Origin of the sequence: Halomonas sp. PAMB 3232, from assembly GCF_031954225.1 — a bacterium.
GTDB lineage: Bacteria > Pseudomonadota > Gammaproteobacteria > Pseudomonadales > Halomonadaceae > Vreelandella.
Genome location: NZ_CP134865.1, coordinates 3,297,702 through 3,313,137, shown reverse-complemented (window position 1 = coordinate 3,313,137; position 15,436 = coordinate 3,297,702). Strand labels below are relative to the sequence as shown.

Below are 15,436 nucleotides of genomic sequence, written 5' to 3'. Positions count from 1 at the left end.
CCCCTCCAGATTACCCAGCGCGTGGTTTGCCATACAGATATAGAAAAAGCTATTTTAAAAATACAGATAGGCGATTTTAAGCCGTTGTAGGGCGATTTATGGGGTCAACTGTATGGTGCCGAAAAAGGAAACGCCATGACGCGCTATGAAGAGGTGGCCGCTGTATTGCGCGAGCGCATCGAACACGGAATCTACCGCCCGGGGGACCGGCTGCCCTCCATTCGCGCGGTCTGCCAGGAGATGGCGGTCAGTATCTCGACCGCCCAGGAAGCGTATCGCCAGCTGATGGACGCGGCGCTGATCGAATCGCGCCCGAAGTCGGGCTACTTCGTGCTGGCCGGCCGGGCACCAATGGTGTTGCCATCGGTATCGCGCCCGGCCCAGCGGCCGCTGGACGTCTCCCAATGGGATCAGGTGCTCGAGCTGTTGGCCACCCAGCGCGACGATGCGCGGTTGCTGCTGGGCCGCGGGGTGCCTAACGTAGACTACGCGACGCTCAAGCCGTTGGCGAAGATGCTGGGCGGTTTGCACCGCGATACCGAGCTCAGCTTCAACTACGACACGCTCATCGGCAGCTCCGAACTTCGCCAGCAGGTGGCACGCCTTGCCGTGGGATCAAACTGCCTGCTGCACCCGGACGACATCCTGATCACCACGGGCTGCCAGGAGGCGCTGGCGATTGCGCTGCGCACCCTGACCCAACCCGGCGACGTGGTCGCGGTCGATTCACCGAGCTTCTACGGCACCATGCAGATTCTCAAGGCCAACGGCCTGAAGGCGCTCGAGATTCCCACCGACCCGCAAACCGGCATCAGCCTGGAAGCGCTGGAACTGGCGCTGGAGCAGTGGCCGATCCGCGCGATTCAGATCACGCCCACCTTCAACAATCCGCTGGGCTATACCATGCCCGCCGAGCGCAAGCGCGCGCTCTTTCAACTCGCTCAGCGCTTCGACGTGGCCATCGTCGAGGACGACATCTACGGCGATCTATCGTTTAGCCAGCCCCGGCCGCCGACCATCAAATCCTTCGACGACGATGGCCGGGTGCTGCTCGCCAGCGGCTTTTCCAAAACGCTGGTGCCGGGGCTTCGAATCGGCTGGCTGGCGCCGGGGCGCTACCGCGACCAGGCGCTGCACATGAAGTACGTCTCCACCGGTGCCTCGGCCACGCTACCCCAGCAGGCGGTGGCGCAGTTCATCGCCAAGGGCCATTTCGATCGCCACCTGCGCCATGCAACGCGCCAGTATCAGCGCCAACGCGATGTCATGATCGGCTGGGTGCAACGCTACTTTCCGAAAGGCACGGGCATCAGCTACCCCCAGGGCGGCTTTATACTCTGGGTCGAGCTGCCCGCCGCGGTGGACTGCGTGCGCCTTAACGAGCGCCTGGCCGAGTATCAGCTTCACGTGGCGCCAGGCTCGCTGTTCTCCGCCTCCGGCAAGTTTCGCCAGTGTTTGCGGCTAAACTTCGCCTTTACCCTGACGCCGGAAATCGAAGTGGCGGTGCGCACGGTGGGCGAGTTGGCGAAGGTGATGGTGGACGAAATGCGAGCGCCGCTGGGCTGAGGGGGCAGTACCTGGATCGTGGTACTGGCGGCGGCGAGCGCACTTGGCCGCGGGAGAGCGGTAATGACAAACTCATCGAGTAGCGGGCAGCAGGCGGGCTCGATGTACCACTTCGCATAAAACGGTAAACTCCTTGTTTTTTAGAATCTGCTTAACAAGGAGGAACGGTGAAAAAACTACCTGTCGTCACTCGACTCTACGCGTGGGGGGGAGTGACCTTCTTTAGCTGGATGCTGTATCTGTACGTTCATGAACATCATCCGTCGGCGGAAGGCCTGGCGCGGACGAACTTTCTGGGGTGGCGATTCGACACCGGGGCGTTACTGACTCTCGTTACGTGCGTTTTTATCGCGACCCTGCTGATGGGGGTAGTGGCCTACTTCATCGAAAAACGGTTGGGTCGCTTTTGGGGCAGAGTTCTTGCGGTGATTCCTGTAGCGGGTATCGGGCTGGCCGCGTACTACAGCCCCTATGCCCTGGAGGAGAGAACGCCGTATGAGCCTTATTTTGCCAAGGATTCCCACGTCGACTACCCCCTGGATACACAGTATATCTATCCCCCTAATAGTCAGGAGCATCATGCACTGGCTCCCTTGCCCTTACTGGTGATGTTCGAGAAAAGCTTCACGAACATGGGCGACAAGGTGATGTGCCCCATGTGGCTTTACGAACGAAAGGGTCCTGTCTTCGTCGAGAGCCATTACACTTATGATCCTGAACGGTATTCCTGGTCTTCTGGCACAGACACCAGCGCCTACGACGCACCAGAGGCTAAAGTACGCGCCTGTGATCAGATACGAAACGAGCTCTTCGCCAGATACGACTGGGAAGAGGTCAGCGAGTCCGAGCTACAAGAGCTTGCCAACATCAATGACCATTTCAAAAATCTCGTCGAGTTTTCTATAGGGCGTATTTACCGCCCGCGCCAAGCGCGTTAAAGAGGCGCTCGGGGGGCGCTTGTCCAAGAGGAATAAGGCGGCGTTAGCCGCCCGGGAGGGGGCCACTGCCCCTTCGGTCACCCAGAGCGCGGCCTTACGACGCCTCGCAAGATCCGCGGGTGCGCCTATCGGCTTACCCGCGCTATGAATTTATGCGCTAACGTACCAGGGGGCACCGTCGCACAATACCAGACACGTTTCCCCGCTAACTGACTGGCATTACGCCTTTTAGCGAGGGCGGCTTTTTTCATGTGATGCGCTGCAGGTTGATATCGTGCATCCAGGCTGCGATCGTCGTTAAGCTTCCTTGCAAGTGGTGCGCCACTCCACAAAAGACCGGTGTGAACATCTCTAACCAATTGCCACCATCAGGCGCCGTGTACTGCAATGGCCCTGTTCCCCGTGAAAATGGCACGTTCCTTCGATAAGCTTGAACGATCAGTCTTGGTGCGTTTTTGGCGTTATTTTTCGAGCCACTGATTTTATTGATCTTTAATAATATATCGTTGGTCAATAATTGATCTAAATCGCCGGTAGATTTTTTAATGCTCATTTTTTACTTGTAGAACAATCATCTAAAATTAGACCGTTCCCCGCGTTCGCGGGGATGAACCGTGTCGAGATGGAATGGCCTGCAGGAGCTGGAACCGTTCCCCGCGTTCGCGGGGATGAACCGAACAACGGGTAGACGTTCAAATTCTTGTCAATCCGTTCCCCGCGTTCGCGGGGATGAACCGACCACCTGAAGCACCTGCGGCAACAATATGAACCGTTCCCCGCGTTCGCGGGGATGAACCGCGATCACCGCCGAGGCGCTACACGCCGCGCTCCCGTTCCCCGCGTTCGCGGGGATGAACCGTCGCCGATCTTCTCGGCCGTGTCCTTGAAAATCCGTTCCCCGCGTTCGCGGGGATGAACCGCCATGAACATGGTTTTAACGGTCCATCCGGGCCCGTTCCCCGCGTTCGCGGGGATGAACCGCAAGGGGTTGCGGGTCTGAGAGTTCGCATTGACCGTTCCCCGCGTTCGCGGGGATGAACCGGCGCGTTTCTTGGGGTCAACACGCATATTGAGCCGTTCCCCGCGTTCGCGGGGATGAACCGTAACGAGCGAGTCTAGCGTCGAGCGTGACCACCCGTTCCCCGCGTTCGCGGGGATGAACCGAGCTGGATGGATGAAAACGGCAACGCCCAGCGCCGTTCCCCGCGTTCGCGGGGATGAACCGCCAGCCGTTCCATGAAGGCGCTCGCCAAGGAGCCGTTCCCCGCGTTCGCGGGGATGAACCGCTAACGGTACGAGGCTCGGAGTTGTCGAGGCGCCGTTCCCCGCGTTCGCGGGGATGAACCGTGGTGATCCACGCCCGTATCGATCAGCTGTACGCCGTTCCCCGCGTTCGCGGGGATGAACCGAGTTTCCGATGACTGCCGGGGTTGTTGTTGTTCCGTTCCCCGCGTTCGCGGGGATGAACCGCGCTTCGACGAGCTCTACACTCAGCTCGATACCCGTTCCCCGCACTCGCGGGGATGAACCGTGGGACGACTACATCGGCAAGCTCCAGGCCGTCCGTTCCCCGCATTCGCGGGAATAAGCTGTTGCTGCCATTCGAGGCCAACCTTGAGCTGATCAGTTCTCTACACCAGCAGGGGTAAGCCATTCCTGAACTAAATATGACCTAAGATATCTTGCCGACTTCAGTAATAATTGCACCACAGAGATGTAGCTAGGGTTATAATTTTTGCATAAAATATAACCCTAGAGTTATAATTTATTGGGCGAAAATCAATAAGGGGCCGGAGTGAAAAGCAGGGATCTCATCAAGGAGATGGAGGCCGACGGCTGGTATCTTGATCGTGTTAGTGGGAGCCATCACGTATTCAAGCATTCCACCAAACCCGGCAGCGTGCCCGTCCCTCATCCAAAAAAGGATTTACCCAAGGGGACTATCCACAGCATCAGGAAACTCGCTGGGCTCAAGTAGCTCAGCTGTGAAGGAGGTAGATCATGCAATATCCGATTGCCATCGAATGGGGCGACGAGAATACCGCTACCGGTATCGTGATTCCCGACATTCCCGGCGCCGTGACAGCGGGCGACACGACCGAACACGCCTATGAGATGGCGGTGGAGGTGGCCCATATCCAGTTGGAAGAACTGGCCAACGATAACAAGGATATTCCCATGCCTCGCAGCATCGCGGAGCATCGTAGGAATCCACAATTCGAAGGATACGGTTGGGGGATTATCGATATCGATATCACTCCCTATCTCGGCAAAACTGAAAAGGTGAACGTTACCTTGCCTGGCCACGTCATCCGCCAGATCGATAAATACGTGACCACCCACGGCATCAAAAGCCGCTCTGCGTTCATTGCCTCGGCGGCGTTGGAAAAGCTGACCCACGCGTAACGAATAGCCTGACTGAAAGAGGCAGGCGTATTGATGTGGTGACGCTGAAGCCGCAGGCCAAATGGAAAACCCGCTCTCGACCGAGAGCGGGTTTTTTCATGATGACGCAACGCGTTCACCCACCGGTCGTTTTGGACCTTCCCTTCAACTTGTAGACACGCTATCGTCGGTTTTGGTCAGTTCGCTAATTTTACTGAGCGAGCGTGGCTGTCATCCTGATCAAGGGAGAATGTTCTGGCCATGCCGACGCGATCTTCACGCCTACCGACCTATCACCGCTACGCCGGCAAGGCGCTGCCAAGCCAGTCGGAGGGCGCCTGCCATCTGCTTGCCTGGCACAGCCTGGACGTCGCGGCCGTCGGCTGGCACCTGTTGGCCCCCGAGCGACCCTTGACAAGGCAGCTGGCCGCGCAGCTGGGTATCGAGCCCGAACCGCTGCGGCGGCTGCTGGTGTTTCTGCTCTGCCTACATGACCTTGGCAAGTTCTCCCGGGCTTTCCAGGAAGTGCTGAAGCTCGCGCTCGATGGCATGGCTCTGCCGCAAGGTGAGTCTCATGGGTGCTACATAAGCCAATGCTTATTTAAGGGGGTGGAGAGCCATGTCGGTCAATAGTTTTTCCAGCCTGTCCATAGCCGCGCGGAGTCTATGGTCGAAAAGCGCTATCGAGGGACCGGGTCATAATCTTTTAGCGCATATGCTGGACGTGGCCGCGGTTGCAGAAACGCTTCTGGAACTTGAGCCTCAATCGACACTGGATTGGGCCGCGCACGCTTTTGGCTTGCCCTGTGAATCCTGTGCACGGTGGCTCGCCGCCTTTATTGGACTACACGACTTCGGTAAAGCGATACCCGGGTTCGCTGCTAAATGGCCTGTCGGGCGAGAGATCATTGAGCGTACAGGGCTCGTATTTTCTGAAAGAGCCTGCCGCCAAAGTAATCACTCACTAGCGACTGCCGCGCTACTTGTTCCCCCTCTGCAAAAGCGTTTGGAGGTCGAGCTTTCATGGCTTCGAGCGATAGTGCAGGCCATCAGCGCTCATCACGGTAAGCACTTTCTCATCAGCGAGAGGCAGTCAGGCAAGCCCAAAGGTGAGTCGCAGGGCTGGTTTGACGCGCGCGAATGCCTCTTGGCGGCTTACTGGAGCGTACTGTCGCCAAGTGGCGAGATACTTCCCCGAGAACTCGATATCGTGGCGGTAAACTGGCTCGCAGGCCTGACCAGTACTGCCGACTGGATAGCCTCTAATCCTGATTGGTTCCCCCTTGGCGAGCGCCACGAGCAATTGCAAACCTATTATATCGACGCAAAGCGGTTGGCGGCACTTGCGCTACATGACATTGGCTGGAAGAAAGCCAGAGCGCTACTCGAAGATCAGAATGGAACAGCCGAACTGCTCGGCAGGATTCGAGGCAGGCCCACGGCGCCCAGACCATTACAGATACAGGGCGATCAACTGCTACAAACCGCCAAGGGCCCAGCTCTGCTGTTGGTCGAGGCACCGATGGGAGAGGGCAAGACCGAGCTGGCATTTCTTGCCCATTTGCGTTTTGAGGCGGCCAATGGGCATCGGGGCCTCTACCTTGCTCTGCCGACGCAGGCTACCGGCAATGCGCTGTTTACACGTACCCAAAGGTTCCTGAAAAGTTTCCTGACCGAGCGCACCGATATCCAGCTGGTTCACGGTGGCGCTGCCATGAACGAGCAGGTGCGCCACTTACGCAACATATCGCACAGCAGCGAAGAAACGCTGTCAGCCTCGGCCTGGTTTTCGCAGCGGCGGCGTCCACTGCTATCACCTTACGGGGTGGGGACAGTCGATCAAGCGCTTCTGGCGACACTCAACGTCAAGCACCACTTCGTTCGTCTCTGGGGGCTGGGTAATCGTGTCGTGGTATTTGATGAGGTTCATGCCTACGACACTTACACCGGTAATTTGATTGTCTCGTTAGTGCGCTGGTTGAAAGCGATGAACTGCTCGGTCGTTCTGATGAGCGCCACATTGCCACGTAAAACCCGGGACCAGTTGGTTGAGGCGTGGGGGGCAGATTCAAAGTTGGTGCCCGAGTTTGATTACCCTCGGGTCATAATGATCGATGATCAAAAAACAAAGGGGGTACATTGTCCTGCACGTGACCTCAAGCCCATTGAGTTGAACGGGATTCACGAAAGCCTGGACGTAGTGGCTGAGAAGGCTATCGAGCTGATTGCAGACGGGGGCTGTGGCGCGATTGTCGTCAATACTGTGAACCGTGCCCAAGCGCTTTACCGAATGCTCAAAACCCTGCGCGATGACGCCGAGCAATCCCTGCACCTTCAGGATCTTGAGCTGGTTTTATTCCATGCACGCTTTCCGGCCGACCAGCGCGGCGAAATCGAGACTCAAGTGCTCGACCTGTTTGGAGAAAATGACGAACAACGACCCCGAGCAGCCTTAATGATCGCCACTCAGGTGGCAGAACAGTCTCTCGATATCAGCTTTGATTTCATGCTCAGTGATCTCGCGCCGGTTGATTTGATTTTGCAGCGCGCCGGGCGTCTGCATCGGCACCAACACGACCGTCCGCTTCAGCATGAAAAACCTCGGCTTTGGGTCGCTGGTCTGGAGCGCGATCGCCTGCCGTCGCTTGAAGACACGGCGTGGGGACATGTTTACGACCCTTACTGGCTGGGTCGAAGCTGGGCTTTCCTGCGTGATGAAACAACACTGCGCTTGCCTGTCGACATCGATCGTCTGGTTCAGGTGGTATACAGCGAAGCACAAATGCCGGCCGGTCTTCCCGAGACAATCAGCCACTTTATCGAGATAGAGGCCTATGGCGACCATCTCGGAGAGGAGGCAGGTAAACGACAGTTGGCTGCCAATGTCTCGATTGATATAGATGCAGAACCGCTGGAGGCGTATAGCAACCTGCCATACGGTGGCGACGATGAGCTGGGTTTGCGTAATCGAACCCGCTTGGGAGCGGACTCGGTAGCCGTGGTTCCAGTCGAGGTTACAGAGTGCGGCTGGAAAGTGGGGGACGTCATTATCGATCCACGGTGCGTGCCCGATGATGAGAGCGCGAAGGCACTCTATAAACGTCAGCTACGACTCGGCCGCAAGGCTGTGGTCAAGCACTGCCAGCACTCCGAATTACCTGTGGCTTTTGCCGAACATCCAATTCTGCGCCATCTCTACCCGCTGCCGCTCGAGAAAGGCGTAGGGCAACTTGGTGCCCAAGCGGTCTATCTGGATTCCGAGCTTGGACTTGTCTACGTGGATGGTGCCAGCGAATGAATTGTTCTCGACATCCCCGCCTGAGCGGGGAAATTGATCAGAGAATCAATTGGATAGAGTAGCTATACGGTTCATCCCCAAGGAGCTTGGGGAGTAAGGATGGTAAACCAATTGACGAGTATTTACCTGAAAAATCCCAACGACTTTATATTTTATACCGTTATTTTTAAATAGCTAAATATTGAGTATCTATACTTATGGATATGTTGTCCAAATGCTCTGGGTGCGGTAGTGTCGTCTAATCGGGCGTCGCTGGAGCGGGCAAGGCGTCTTCAACGGATGGGGTGGGGGGAGCGTGAATGTCAGCTAATTACTCATTGTTGGATGAGCCATGGTTGCCGGTACGACTCGCTAACGGGCAGGTGATGTCTCTCGGTTTACTCGATGTTTTTAAACGCAGTGCCGAGATCGTCGCACTGGCCGAAACATCGCCGCCGGGCCTAATAGCACAATACCGTTTGCTATTGGCGATCACGCACCGTGCGCTAACGCAAAAAGTTGGCAAATGGCGTAGCAAGGATCGGGCCGGTTGGTACCGGGAAGGGCTACCGCTTGATGCGGTGTGCGGCTATCTGGAATCGCTGCGTGAGCGTTTCTATCTATTCCACCCTAGCTCTCCTTTCATGCAGGTGGCGGCGCTTGACAACGCCGAGGCCACCCGCGACAAGGTCAAGCCGTGGACACAGATTTCTCTGGCCAGCGCCAATGGCAATACGCCTGTAGTGTTCGACCATACCTACGATATAGCGCCAGGTACGATTACTCCTGCCGAGGCTATCAATTCGCTGCTCGGGTTTTTGCAATTCACGCCTGGCGGCTTGGTTAAAACGCTGCGCGGTTCCGATAAGGCGGGCGCTCTGGCCAATACCGCCGCGATAATACCCATGGGAGCCAACCTGACGCAGACGATTGCGCTGTGTTTGCACCCGTTTTCGCAGGCAGAAGCGTCAACTGATCTACCGGCCTGGGAGCGCGAACCGCTGACAATTGAGCAACTCAGCGGTAACCCTGTTCATGCAAGCGGTCCAAATGACCGCTATACGCGACAGAGCCGCGCGGTTCTGCTGTTGCGTGAGGAAGATGGCAGCGTAAGCTGGCTTCGATTTGCCGCAGGCTATGCACTTGCCGATGATGATAACGCCCCGGACCCAATGGCAAGTTTTCGTTCCGGCAGTAATGGCCCCGTTCGTATCTCGTTTTACGAAGGGCGTGCCATGTGGCGCGATCTGCCGGCGATCCTGCCGGGGCCGCGACGGGAGAATGAAACAAGCCGACCGGCAGCCGTAATTAGCTTTGCGGCAGCGTTGCATGACATCGATAGTGTCGACCCGGTTTTTCAGCCAGTGCTGGTAGCGGGTATGGCAAGTGATCAGGCAAAGCTTCTTCGCTGGCGTCTGGAGCAATTCAGGCTGCCCGCCAATCTCCTGGTTGACCCCGAGAACGCGCAGTATCTTCAAACACTCGTGGCCGATGCCGAAAAGCTGTTTGTCGATCTTCGCTTTCTGGCAACTCGCCTTTTGACCCAGACGCTCCCTGACCCTGCAAGCGGTGACACCCGCAAACGAGCCCAGGCACTTGTCGCTGCAGGGCCGTTGGCGGCGACTTACTTCTCATGTGCCGAACGTGCGCTGCCTGAGGTTCTGTCACGACTCGGACAAGACGATTTCGATGGGGCCGACCAGCAGTGGCGTAAGGAGTTACGCCAAGGCGCGCTGGATGCTTGGCGACGCGTGATCGTAGGGCTGGGTACTACCCCACGCGCCTTGCGTGCCGAGGCGCAGCTCTATCCCCGCCTGCTTGCATTATTGAAGCAGATGGCGCCGTCGAATGAGAATAACGCTGCACAGGAGAGTAGCCAGCATGGCGAGCCATAATGAAGCCTTCATTACCTATTTGCAGGGTCTGGCATCCCAAAGCACCGGCGCCATGGCAGCACTGCGTCGTAGCCTGTCGTTCACCTTGGGTCAGGATGAGCACGTTTACCCTTGGGTGGAGCGTTTTGCAGGCGCCAAAAGCAGAGTCGATTCGCCGCGGCGATTGGCGTTATATGCAGTAGCGGGTTTGTTTGCACACTACCCACACCATGCCCACCGTAGTTTTGCTGCAGCCTTTGGAGAGTTATCCGAGCGACGCGGCAGCGCGACTATCGAAAAACGGTTTATTGCGCTAATGGAGGCCGGTGAACAAGGTCTTGTCACACATTTACGCCAGGCCCTGCACCTGCTCAAAGCCGAGGAGATCGGCTTCGATTACGTCACGCTGCTCGGTGATCTTTCTCTGCTTCTGGACCCCCAGGGCGATGAGCGCGCCTTGAATAAGGTGAAACAAGGCTGGGGGCGCGACTATTACCGCGCTGCGTTAAGCGAAGACGGGGGCAACAGCGATCCAGGGGCGTTCATCGATCATATCCAATCACTCGTATCAGAGCGTGATGGTTCATCCTCTGCCCGCGCTGAGCTTGCCGTTCTACGCCGAAGCCTGGCATTCGCTCCGGGCGGTTTTCCGGCTTCTTTTCCCATTGTCGAACCATTCATGGCGCCCGACTGGTCGCTTCGTGATACGCGGCGACAAGCACGCTATCTGGTCGCCGGTATTGCAGCGCTCAATCCGAAAATATCAGAGCGTCAGAGTCTGGCGACAGCCCTTGGCAAGATCGCCCTTGAAAGCAAAAGCGATGGTATTGAAAAGCGCTTTATCGCGCTGCTTGGCGCTGATGCTGACAACCTGGCGGATCATTTACGCCAGACGGTCAGCCTTATGGCATCCGCTGATATGCCTTTTAGCCTGATCAGACTATTGGACGATCTCTCGACCTGGCTCAATCCGTGGGTAGATCCGGCGTGGGTGGATCAGGTCCGCCAGCGCTGGGCCAGAGATTTCTATCAGTCTTCTCGAGTCAACAATCATTCAGACCCGCAGCAGCAATCTAATGAAGGAGCATAACAATGCGAGCGTTTATCGAGTTTCATCTGATCCAGAACTTTGCGCCCTCCAATCTCAATCGCGACGACACCGGCGCACCCAAGGACGCGATCTTTGGCGGCCATCGGCGTGCGCGGGTGAGCAGTCAATGCTTCAAGCGGGCCACGCGCTTGGCAGCAGCCGAGTATGATCTCATCGATGAAGCCCATCGAGGCATTCGTACCAAGCGGCTCAAGCGATTGCTGGTGGAGCGTCTACCCGACCGCGATCCGGAAGAAGCGGCGGGCAAGATCGAGAGCGCGCTGGCCGCGGCGGGTCTGAGCTTTTCCAAAAAGGACAGTGACAAGACCGAATACCTGCTGTTTCTCGGTGAAAATGAAATCGCCGGCTTTGCCGAGCTGGTCGACCAGCACTGGGACGAACTCACCAACGTCGACGCGGCGGCCAACAAGAAGCAACGCAAGGCCGCCGCGGCGCCGGAAGTGACCAAAAAAGCCAAGGCGCTGCTCGACGGCGGCAAGGCGGTGGACATTGCCCTGTTCGGACGTATGCTCGCCGATCTGCCGGCCGTGAATCAGGACGCAGCGTGCCAAGTGGCACATGCGATCAGCACTCACCGGGTCGAACGTGAGTTCGACTACTACACGGCAGTCGATGATCGCGGTCTGGAAGATGATACCGGTGCCGATATGATCGGCCAGATCGAGTTCAACTCGGCCACCTTCTACCGCTACGCAGTACTCGATATCAATAAGCTGGTCGACAACTTACAAGGGGATCGTGAGCTTGCCCTGTCGGCCGTCGAAGCGTTCGTGACCGCAACGGTTCGAGCGATACCAACGGGTAAACAGAATACTTTTGCAGCACATAATGCGCCGGATTTCATTGGTATCAGTATTCGCCACGTAGCACCCATGAACTTGGCCAATGCCTTTGAAAAGCCCGTCAATGCGCGCATGGATGAATCGTTGACCGAGCAGTCGGTGACTCGCCTGGCTGATGCAGATCAGCGCCTGTCCACCGTATATGGAGATGATCAGGATGAGTGGCTTTATCTTGATTTGACGTCCAAATGGCCAGAAAACAAGGGTGAGCAGCAGCCCAATCTTAAAACGCTGGCTTCCCGTGTCCGTGATGTCGCCTCTAGATTGCTGGAGGGGTAATCATGGCAACATTATTGTTTCGTCTGGCGGGCCCGATGCAGTCCTGGGGCACCCAAAGCCGTTTCGATGAGCGGGATACGCAGCTTGAACCCTCGAAATCCGGGGTGCTCGGGCTGGTATGTGCGGCTTTGGGGCGGGATCGAGCAGAAACCATCGATGATCTTGCCGAGCTGCGTATGGGGGTGCGGGTTGATCGGGAAGGTATTCCGATGCGTGATTATCATACGGCAACGGGGGTCGTAGTCGCTTCAACGGGCAAACCGGATACTGGCCGAACCGTGGTAAGTACGCGTTATTACCTGGCGGACGCTGTTTTTCTGGTGGGGCTGGAAGGTAGTGCCGAGTTGCTGAATGGTATCCATGGCGCTTTACGGGCTCCTCACTGGCCGCTTTGCCTGGGGCGTAAGAGCTTCGTCCCCTCCCAGCCGATTTATCTGCCTGATGGTCTTGTGCAGACTGACCTCATGACGGCATTAAAAACCTTTCCACCGCTTTCTTCCGACGTGCATGAGAGTGAGTGGGGCGATCAATCCTGCCGGTTTGTCGTGGAAGATAGTGCCGAAGGTGCCGTTCGCTTCGATGAGCCGGTGGCCCCCTTCGCCGAGCGCCGCTTTGGCCCTCGATTCGTCAAGACGTTGCAACTGACGCCAGGGGGTAGTGATGCATCTCACTCGACTCACGCTTGATCGGCGTAATGCGAGCGTCAGGCGGGATCTGGCCGATGCGTATGAGATGCATCGATCGATGGTACGAGCCTTCGTAAGTAACCCCGAGGAAAAGCCACCACGCTTTTTATGGCGATTGGAACCCGATTCGGGGCGACGGGACCCCATCATTGTCGTTCAGTCGCTTGTTCAGCCTGACTGGTCAGGCTTCGAGATGGCCGGCTATCTGAAAGCACAGGTAGAGTCTAAAAATGTCGATATTGATCAAATCCTGACAGCGAAAGGGAAGTATCGATTCAGGTTGTTTGCCAATCCCACGGTAACGCAAGCTGGAAAAAGGGTCGGGCTCGCCAGTGAAGAGCTGCAGTATCAGTGGCTGGAGCGGCAGGCCGTAAGGGCGGGCTTTAACGTAGAGACAGCGCTGGTGATGGCCACGGAAACTCTCGATGTTCGGCAAGGCAATATTCGCTTACGTCAGGCTTGGTTCGAAGGTGTTCTAACCGCGATTGACCCAACCCTGTTAAAAAATGCGATCGAACAAGGAATTGGGCCTGGCAAGGCTTTCGGACTCGGTTTGCTAAGCATTTCTCCACGATGATGAATATGCCATGAGCTTCATCCCCCTCAAGCCCATTCCCCTCAAGGACCGCATGTCGATGATCTTCGTCGGCATGGGCCAGATCGACGTACGCGACGGGGCGTTCGTCGTGGTCGATGAGGTCAACGGCGAGCGCATGCATATTCCGGTAGGGTCGGTGGCCTGTCTGTTGCTCGAACCGGGCACGCGAGTCTCGCATGCCGCGGTCAAGCTGGCCTCAGTGGTGGGTACGCTGTTGATCTGGGTGGGCGATGCCGGGGTGCGGCTCTACAGCGCCGGGCAACCGGGCGGGGCGCGCTCGGACAAGCTGCTCTACCAGGCCCAGCTGGCGCTGGACGAAAGCTTGCGCCTGAAAGTCGTGCGCAAGATGTTCGAGCTGCGCTTTGGTGAGGAGCCGCCTTCCCGGCGCAGCGTCGAGCAATTGCGTGGTATCGAAGGCGCGCGGGTGCGCAAGACCTACCAGGTACTCGCCAAGCAGTACGGCCTGAAATGGCAGGGGCGGCGCTATGATCCGAAGCAGTGGGACGCCTCGGACGTGGCCAACCAGTGTCTCTCGGCCGCCACCGCCTGCCTCTACGGGATCACCGAAGCCGCGATTCTGGCGGCGGGTTACGCCCCGGCCATCGGCTTTCTGCACACCGGTAAGCCGCTGAGCTTCGTCTACGACATCGCCGATATCGTCAAATTCGAAACCGTGGTCCCGGCAGCGTTTCGCATCGCCGCGAAAAACCCGCCGATGCCGGAGCGCGAGGTGCGCATTGCCTGCCGCGACGCCTTCAAGCAGACCCGGCTGCTCCAGCGCATCATCCCCATGATCGAAGAAGTGCTGGCGGCAGGCGAGATCGAACCGCCACCACCCCCGGCCGATGCCGTGCCGCCGGCCATCCCCGAGCCAGCATCGATAGGCGATAGCGGCCACAGGAGTCATTAACATGGCCATGCTCGTCGTCGTCACCGAAGCTGTACCGCCGCGCTTGCGTGGGCGGCTCGCCGTCTGGCTACTGGAGATTCGCGCCGGTGTCTATGTGGGAGACGTCAGTAAGCGTATCCGCGAAATGATCTGGGAGCAGATCGAGGTATTGGCCGAGGAGGGCGGCAACGTCGCCATGGCCTGGGCCAGCAATCACGAATCCGGCTTCGAGTTCCAGACCTTCGGCGACAACCGCCGCGTGCCTATCGACCATGACGGATTACGCTTGGTGCGTTTTTTGCCGCCCATGGATAAGTAGCTGTTTTTGATGCTCTTTAATAATATAGAGCTGTTCAAAAAATGATCATAATCGCCGGTGGATTTTACGCTGGCGATTTTTCTTTTTGAAAACAAGTGACTACAATTAGTCCGTTCCCCGCAGGCGCGGGGATGAACCGTTTTCGATCTCAATCTGGCCGGCATCATCGAGCCGTTCCCCGCAGGCGCGGGGATGAACCAGGGTGGCAGGCAGTGCCGATTAAGGCAGATAGCCGTTCCCCGCAGGCGCGGGGATGAACCGCATGAAAAAGTCATTCGAGTAAAACGCATAGACCGTTCCCCGCAGGCGCGGGGATGAACCGGTGAGCGCGCCACGCTTGCGGCGGTGCAGCTTCCGTTCCCCGCAGGCGCGGGGATGAACCGCATCAAGCGCATTTGCCAGCACGTTGCCCGCACCGTTCCCCGCAGGCGCGGGGATGAACCGTCAACTATCGCTCGAAAGCCCTGATGGTGAGTCCGTTCCCCGCAGGCGCGGGGATGAACCGTTTATTATGATCCGATGTATCGGAAAAAACTTCCGTTCCCCGCAGGCGCGGGGATGAACCGGCCCACCTAACCTCAACTTCTCTTCCAGCGATCCGTTCCCCGCAGGCGCGGGGATGAACCGATGTTGCTGCCGGTGCTGTTGCGCCGGTTTCTCCGTTCCCCGCAG

General features: G+C 57.6%; 14 protein-coding genes and 2 CRISPR repeat arrays (1 of these 16 running past the window's edge). Of the genes, 13 read left to right on the top strand and 1 reads right to left on the bottom strand.

The annotated features are described in order from the left end of the window. Window positions 1-135: 135 nt before the first annotated feature. Together RN346_RS15135 and RN346_RS15130 are read left to right on the top strand one after the other, a co-directional pair. The gene (locus RN346_RS15135) at window positions 136-1,566 is read left to right on the top strand and encodes a PLP-dependent aminotransferase family protein (RefSeq protein WP_311961601.1); all 1,431 of its coding nucleotides are present in this window, start codon (window positions 136-138) and stop codon (window positions 1,564-1,566) included. Between the two features lie 167 nt (window positions 1,567-1,733). Further along, complete coding sequence (locus RN346_RS15130) at window positions 1,734-2,504, top strand: hypothetical protein (protein WP_311961600.1); 771 nt, start codon at window positions 1,734-1,736, stop codon at window positions 2,502-2,504. A 247-nt stretch (window positions 2,505-2,751) separates the two neighbouring features. Here the strand turns inward: RN346_RS15130 and RN346_RS15125 are convergent, their stop codons facing one another. Beyond that, complete coding sequence (locus RN346_RS15125) at window positions 2,752-3,057, bottom strand: hypothetical protein (RefSeq protein ID WP_311961599.1); 306 nt, start codon at window positions 3,055-3,057, stop codon at window positions 2,752-2,754. A 33-nt stretch (window positions 3,058-3,090) separates the two neighbouring features. Further along, window positions 3,091-4,096: a CRISPR direct-repeat array (repeat unit 29 nt; unit sequence CCGTTCCCCGCGTTCGCGGGGATGAACCG). Window positions 4,097-4,326: 230 nt separating this feature from the next. Between RN346_RS15125 and RN346_RS15120 the strand changes: the two genes are divergently transcribed. The 11 genes from RN346_RS15120 to cas2e all read left to right on the top strand — a co-directional run bounded on the left by RN346_RS15120 (window position 4,327) and on the right by cas2e (window position 14,764). Further along, entirely contained in the window at window positions 4,327-4,482 is a 156-nt protein-coding gene (locus tag RN346_RS15120) for a type II toxin-antitoxin system HicA family toxin (RefSeq protein WP_311962729.1), read from the top strand. Window positions 4,483-4,505: 23 nt separating this feature from the next. Beyond that, a complete protein-coding gene (locus RN346_RS15115; RefSeq protein ID WP_263586004.1) occupies window positions 4,506-4,910 on the top strand; it encodes a type II toxin-antitoxin system HicB family antitoxin in 405 nt (134 codons plus the stop codon). 240 nt (window positions 4,911-5,150) lie between these two features. Continuing rightward, a complete protein-coding gene (locus tag RN346_RS15110) occupies window positions 5,151-5,522 on the top strand; it encodes a CRISPR-associated endonuclease Cas3'' (protein WP_311961598.1) in 372 nt (123 codons plus the stop codon). Continuing rightward, window positions 5,509-8,187 carry a CRISPR-associated helicase Cas3' gene (cas3, locus tag RN346_RS15105; protein ID WP_311961597.1) on the top strand — a complete coding sequence of 893 codons (2,679 nt, stop codon included), beginning with the start codon at window positions 5,509-5,511 and terminating at the stop codon, window positions 8,185-8,187. Before RN346_RS15110 ends, cas3 begins: the two co-directional genes overlap by 14 nt. Window positions 8,188-8,486: 299 nt before the next feature. Continuing rightward, window positions 8,487-10,061 carry a type I-E CRISPR-associated protein Cse1/CasA gene (casA, locus tag RN346_RS15100; RefSeq protein WP_311961596.1) on the top strand — a complete coding sequence of 525 codons (1,575 nt, stop codon included), beginning with the start codon at window positions 8,487-8,489 and terminating at the stop codon, window positions 10,059-10,061. Beyond that, window positions 10,048-11,130, top strand: coding sequence for a type I-E CRISPR-associated protein Cse2/CasB (gene casB, locus RN346_RS15095; protein WP_311961595.1), 1,083 nt, complete (start codon window positions 10,048-10,050; stop codon window positions 11,128-11,130). Before casA ends, casB begins: the two co-directional genes overlap by 14 nt. A 2-nt stretch (window positions 11,131-11,132) precedes the next feature. After that, window positions 11,133-12,272, top strand: a complete 1,140-nt coding sequence (gene cas7e, locus RN346_RS15090) for a type I-E CRISPR-associated protein Cas7/Cse4/CasC (RefSeq protein WP_311961594.1) — start codon at window positions 11,133-11,135, stop codon at window positions 12,270-12,272. 2 nt (window positions 12,273-12,274) lie between these two features. Then, window positions 12,275-12,958, top strand: a complete 684-nt coding sequence (gene cas5e, locus RN346_RS15085) for a type I-E CRISPR-associated protein Cas5/CasD (protein WP_311961593.1) — start codon at window positions 12,275-12,277, stop codon at window positions 12,956-12,958. Beyond that, window positions 12,933-13,535 carry a type I-E CRISPR-associated protein Cas6/Cse3/CasE gene (cas6e, locus tag RN346_RS15080; protein ID WP_311961592.1) on the top strand — a complete coding sequence of 201 codons (603 nt, stop codon included), beginning with the start codon at window positions 12,933-12,935 and terminating at the stop codon, window positions 13,533-13,535. The genes cas5e and cas6e overlap by 26 nt, the downstream gene beginning before the upstream one ends. A gap of 10 nt (window positions 13,536-13,545) precedes the next feature. Then, on the top strand, window positions 13,546-14,466 hold the full coding sequence (gene cas1e, locus RN346_RS15075; RefSeq protein ID WP_311961591.1) for a type I-E CRISPR-associated endonuclease Cas1e: 921 nt from the start codon (window positions 13,546-13,548) through the stop codon (window positions 14,464-14,466). A gap of 1 nt (window position 14,467) precedes the next feature. Continuing rightward, window positions 14,468-14,764: a type I-E CRISPR-associated endoribonuclease Cas2e gene (gene cas2e / locus RN346_RS15070; RefSeq protein ID WP_106375122.1), complete on the top strand. Its 297-nt coding sequence runs from the start codon at window positions 14,468-14,470 to the stop codon at window positions 14,762-14,764. A gap of 110 nt (window positions 14,765-14,874) precedes the next feature. After that, window positions 14,875-15,436: a CRISPR direct-repeat array (repeat unit 29 nt; unit sequence CCGTTCCCCGCAGGCGCGGGGATGAACCG) (it continues 2,335 nt past the right edge of the window).

Excerpts from the sequence above, each read along its gene's own strand:
- RN346_RS15135 (WP_311961601.1), top strand. The coding sequence starts at position 136 with ATGACGCGCTATGAAGAGGTGGCCGCTGTATTGCGCGAGCGCATCGAA.
- RN346_RS15125 (WP_311961599.1), bottom strand. The coding sequence starts at position 3,057 with ATGAGCATTAAAAAATCTACCGGCGATTTAGATCAATTATTGACCAAC.
- RN346_RS15120 (WP_311962729.1), top strand. The coding sequence starts at position 4,327 with ATGGAGGCCGACGGCTGGTATCTTGATCGTGTTAGTGGGAGCCATCAC.
- RN346_RS15115 (WP_263586004.1), top strand. The coding sequence starts at position 4,506 with ATGCAATATCCGATTGCCATCGAATGGGGCGACGAGAATACCGCTACC.
- RN346_RS15110 (WP_311961598.1), top strand. The coding sequence starts at position 5,151 with ATGCCGACGCGATCTTCACGCCTACCGACCTATCACCGCTACGCCGGC.
- cas3 (WP_311961597.1), top strand. The coding sequence starts at position 5,509 with ATGTCGGTCAATAGTTTTTCCAGCCTGTCCATAGCCGCGCGGAGTCTA.
- casA (WP_311961596.1), top strand. The coding sequence starts at position 8,487 with ATGTCAGCTAATTACTCATTGTTGGATGAGCCATGGTTGCCGGTACGA.
- casB (WP_311961595.1), top strand. The coding sequence starts at position 10,048 with ATGGCGAGCCATAATGAAGCCTTCATTACCTATTTGCAGGGTCTGGCA.
- cas7e (WP_311961594.1), top strand. The coding sequence starts at position 11,133 with ATGCGAGCGTTTATCGAGTTTCATCTGATCCAGAACTTTGCGCCCTCC.
- cas5e (WP_311961593.1), top strand. The coding sequence starts at position 12,275 with ATGGCAACATTATTGTTTCGTCTGGCGGGCCCGATGCAGTCCTGGGGC.
- cas6e (WP_311961592.1), top strand. The coding sequence starts at position 12,933 with ATGCATCTCACTCGACTCACGCTTGATCGGCGTAATGCGAGCGTCAGG.
- cas1e (WP_311961591.1), top strand. The coding sequence starts at position 13,546 with ATGAGCTTCATCCCCCTCAAGCCCATTCCCCTCAAGGACCGCATGTCG.
- cas2e (WP_106375122.1), top strand. The coding sequence starts at position 14,468 with ATGGCCATGCTCGTCGTCGTCACCGAAGCTGTACCGCCGCGCTTGCGT.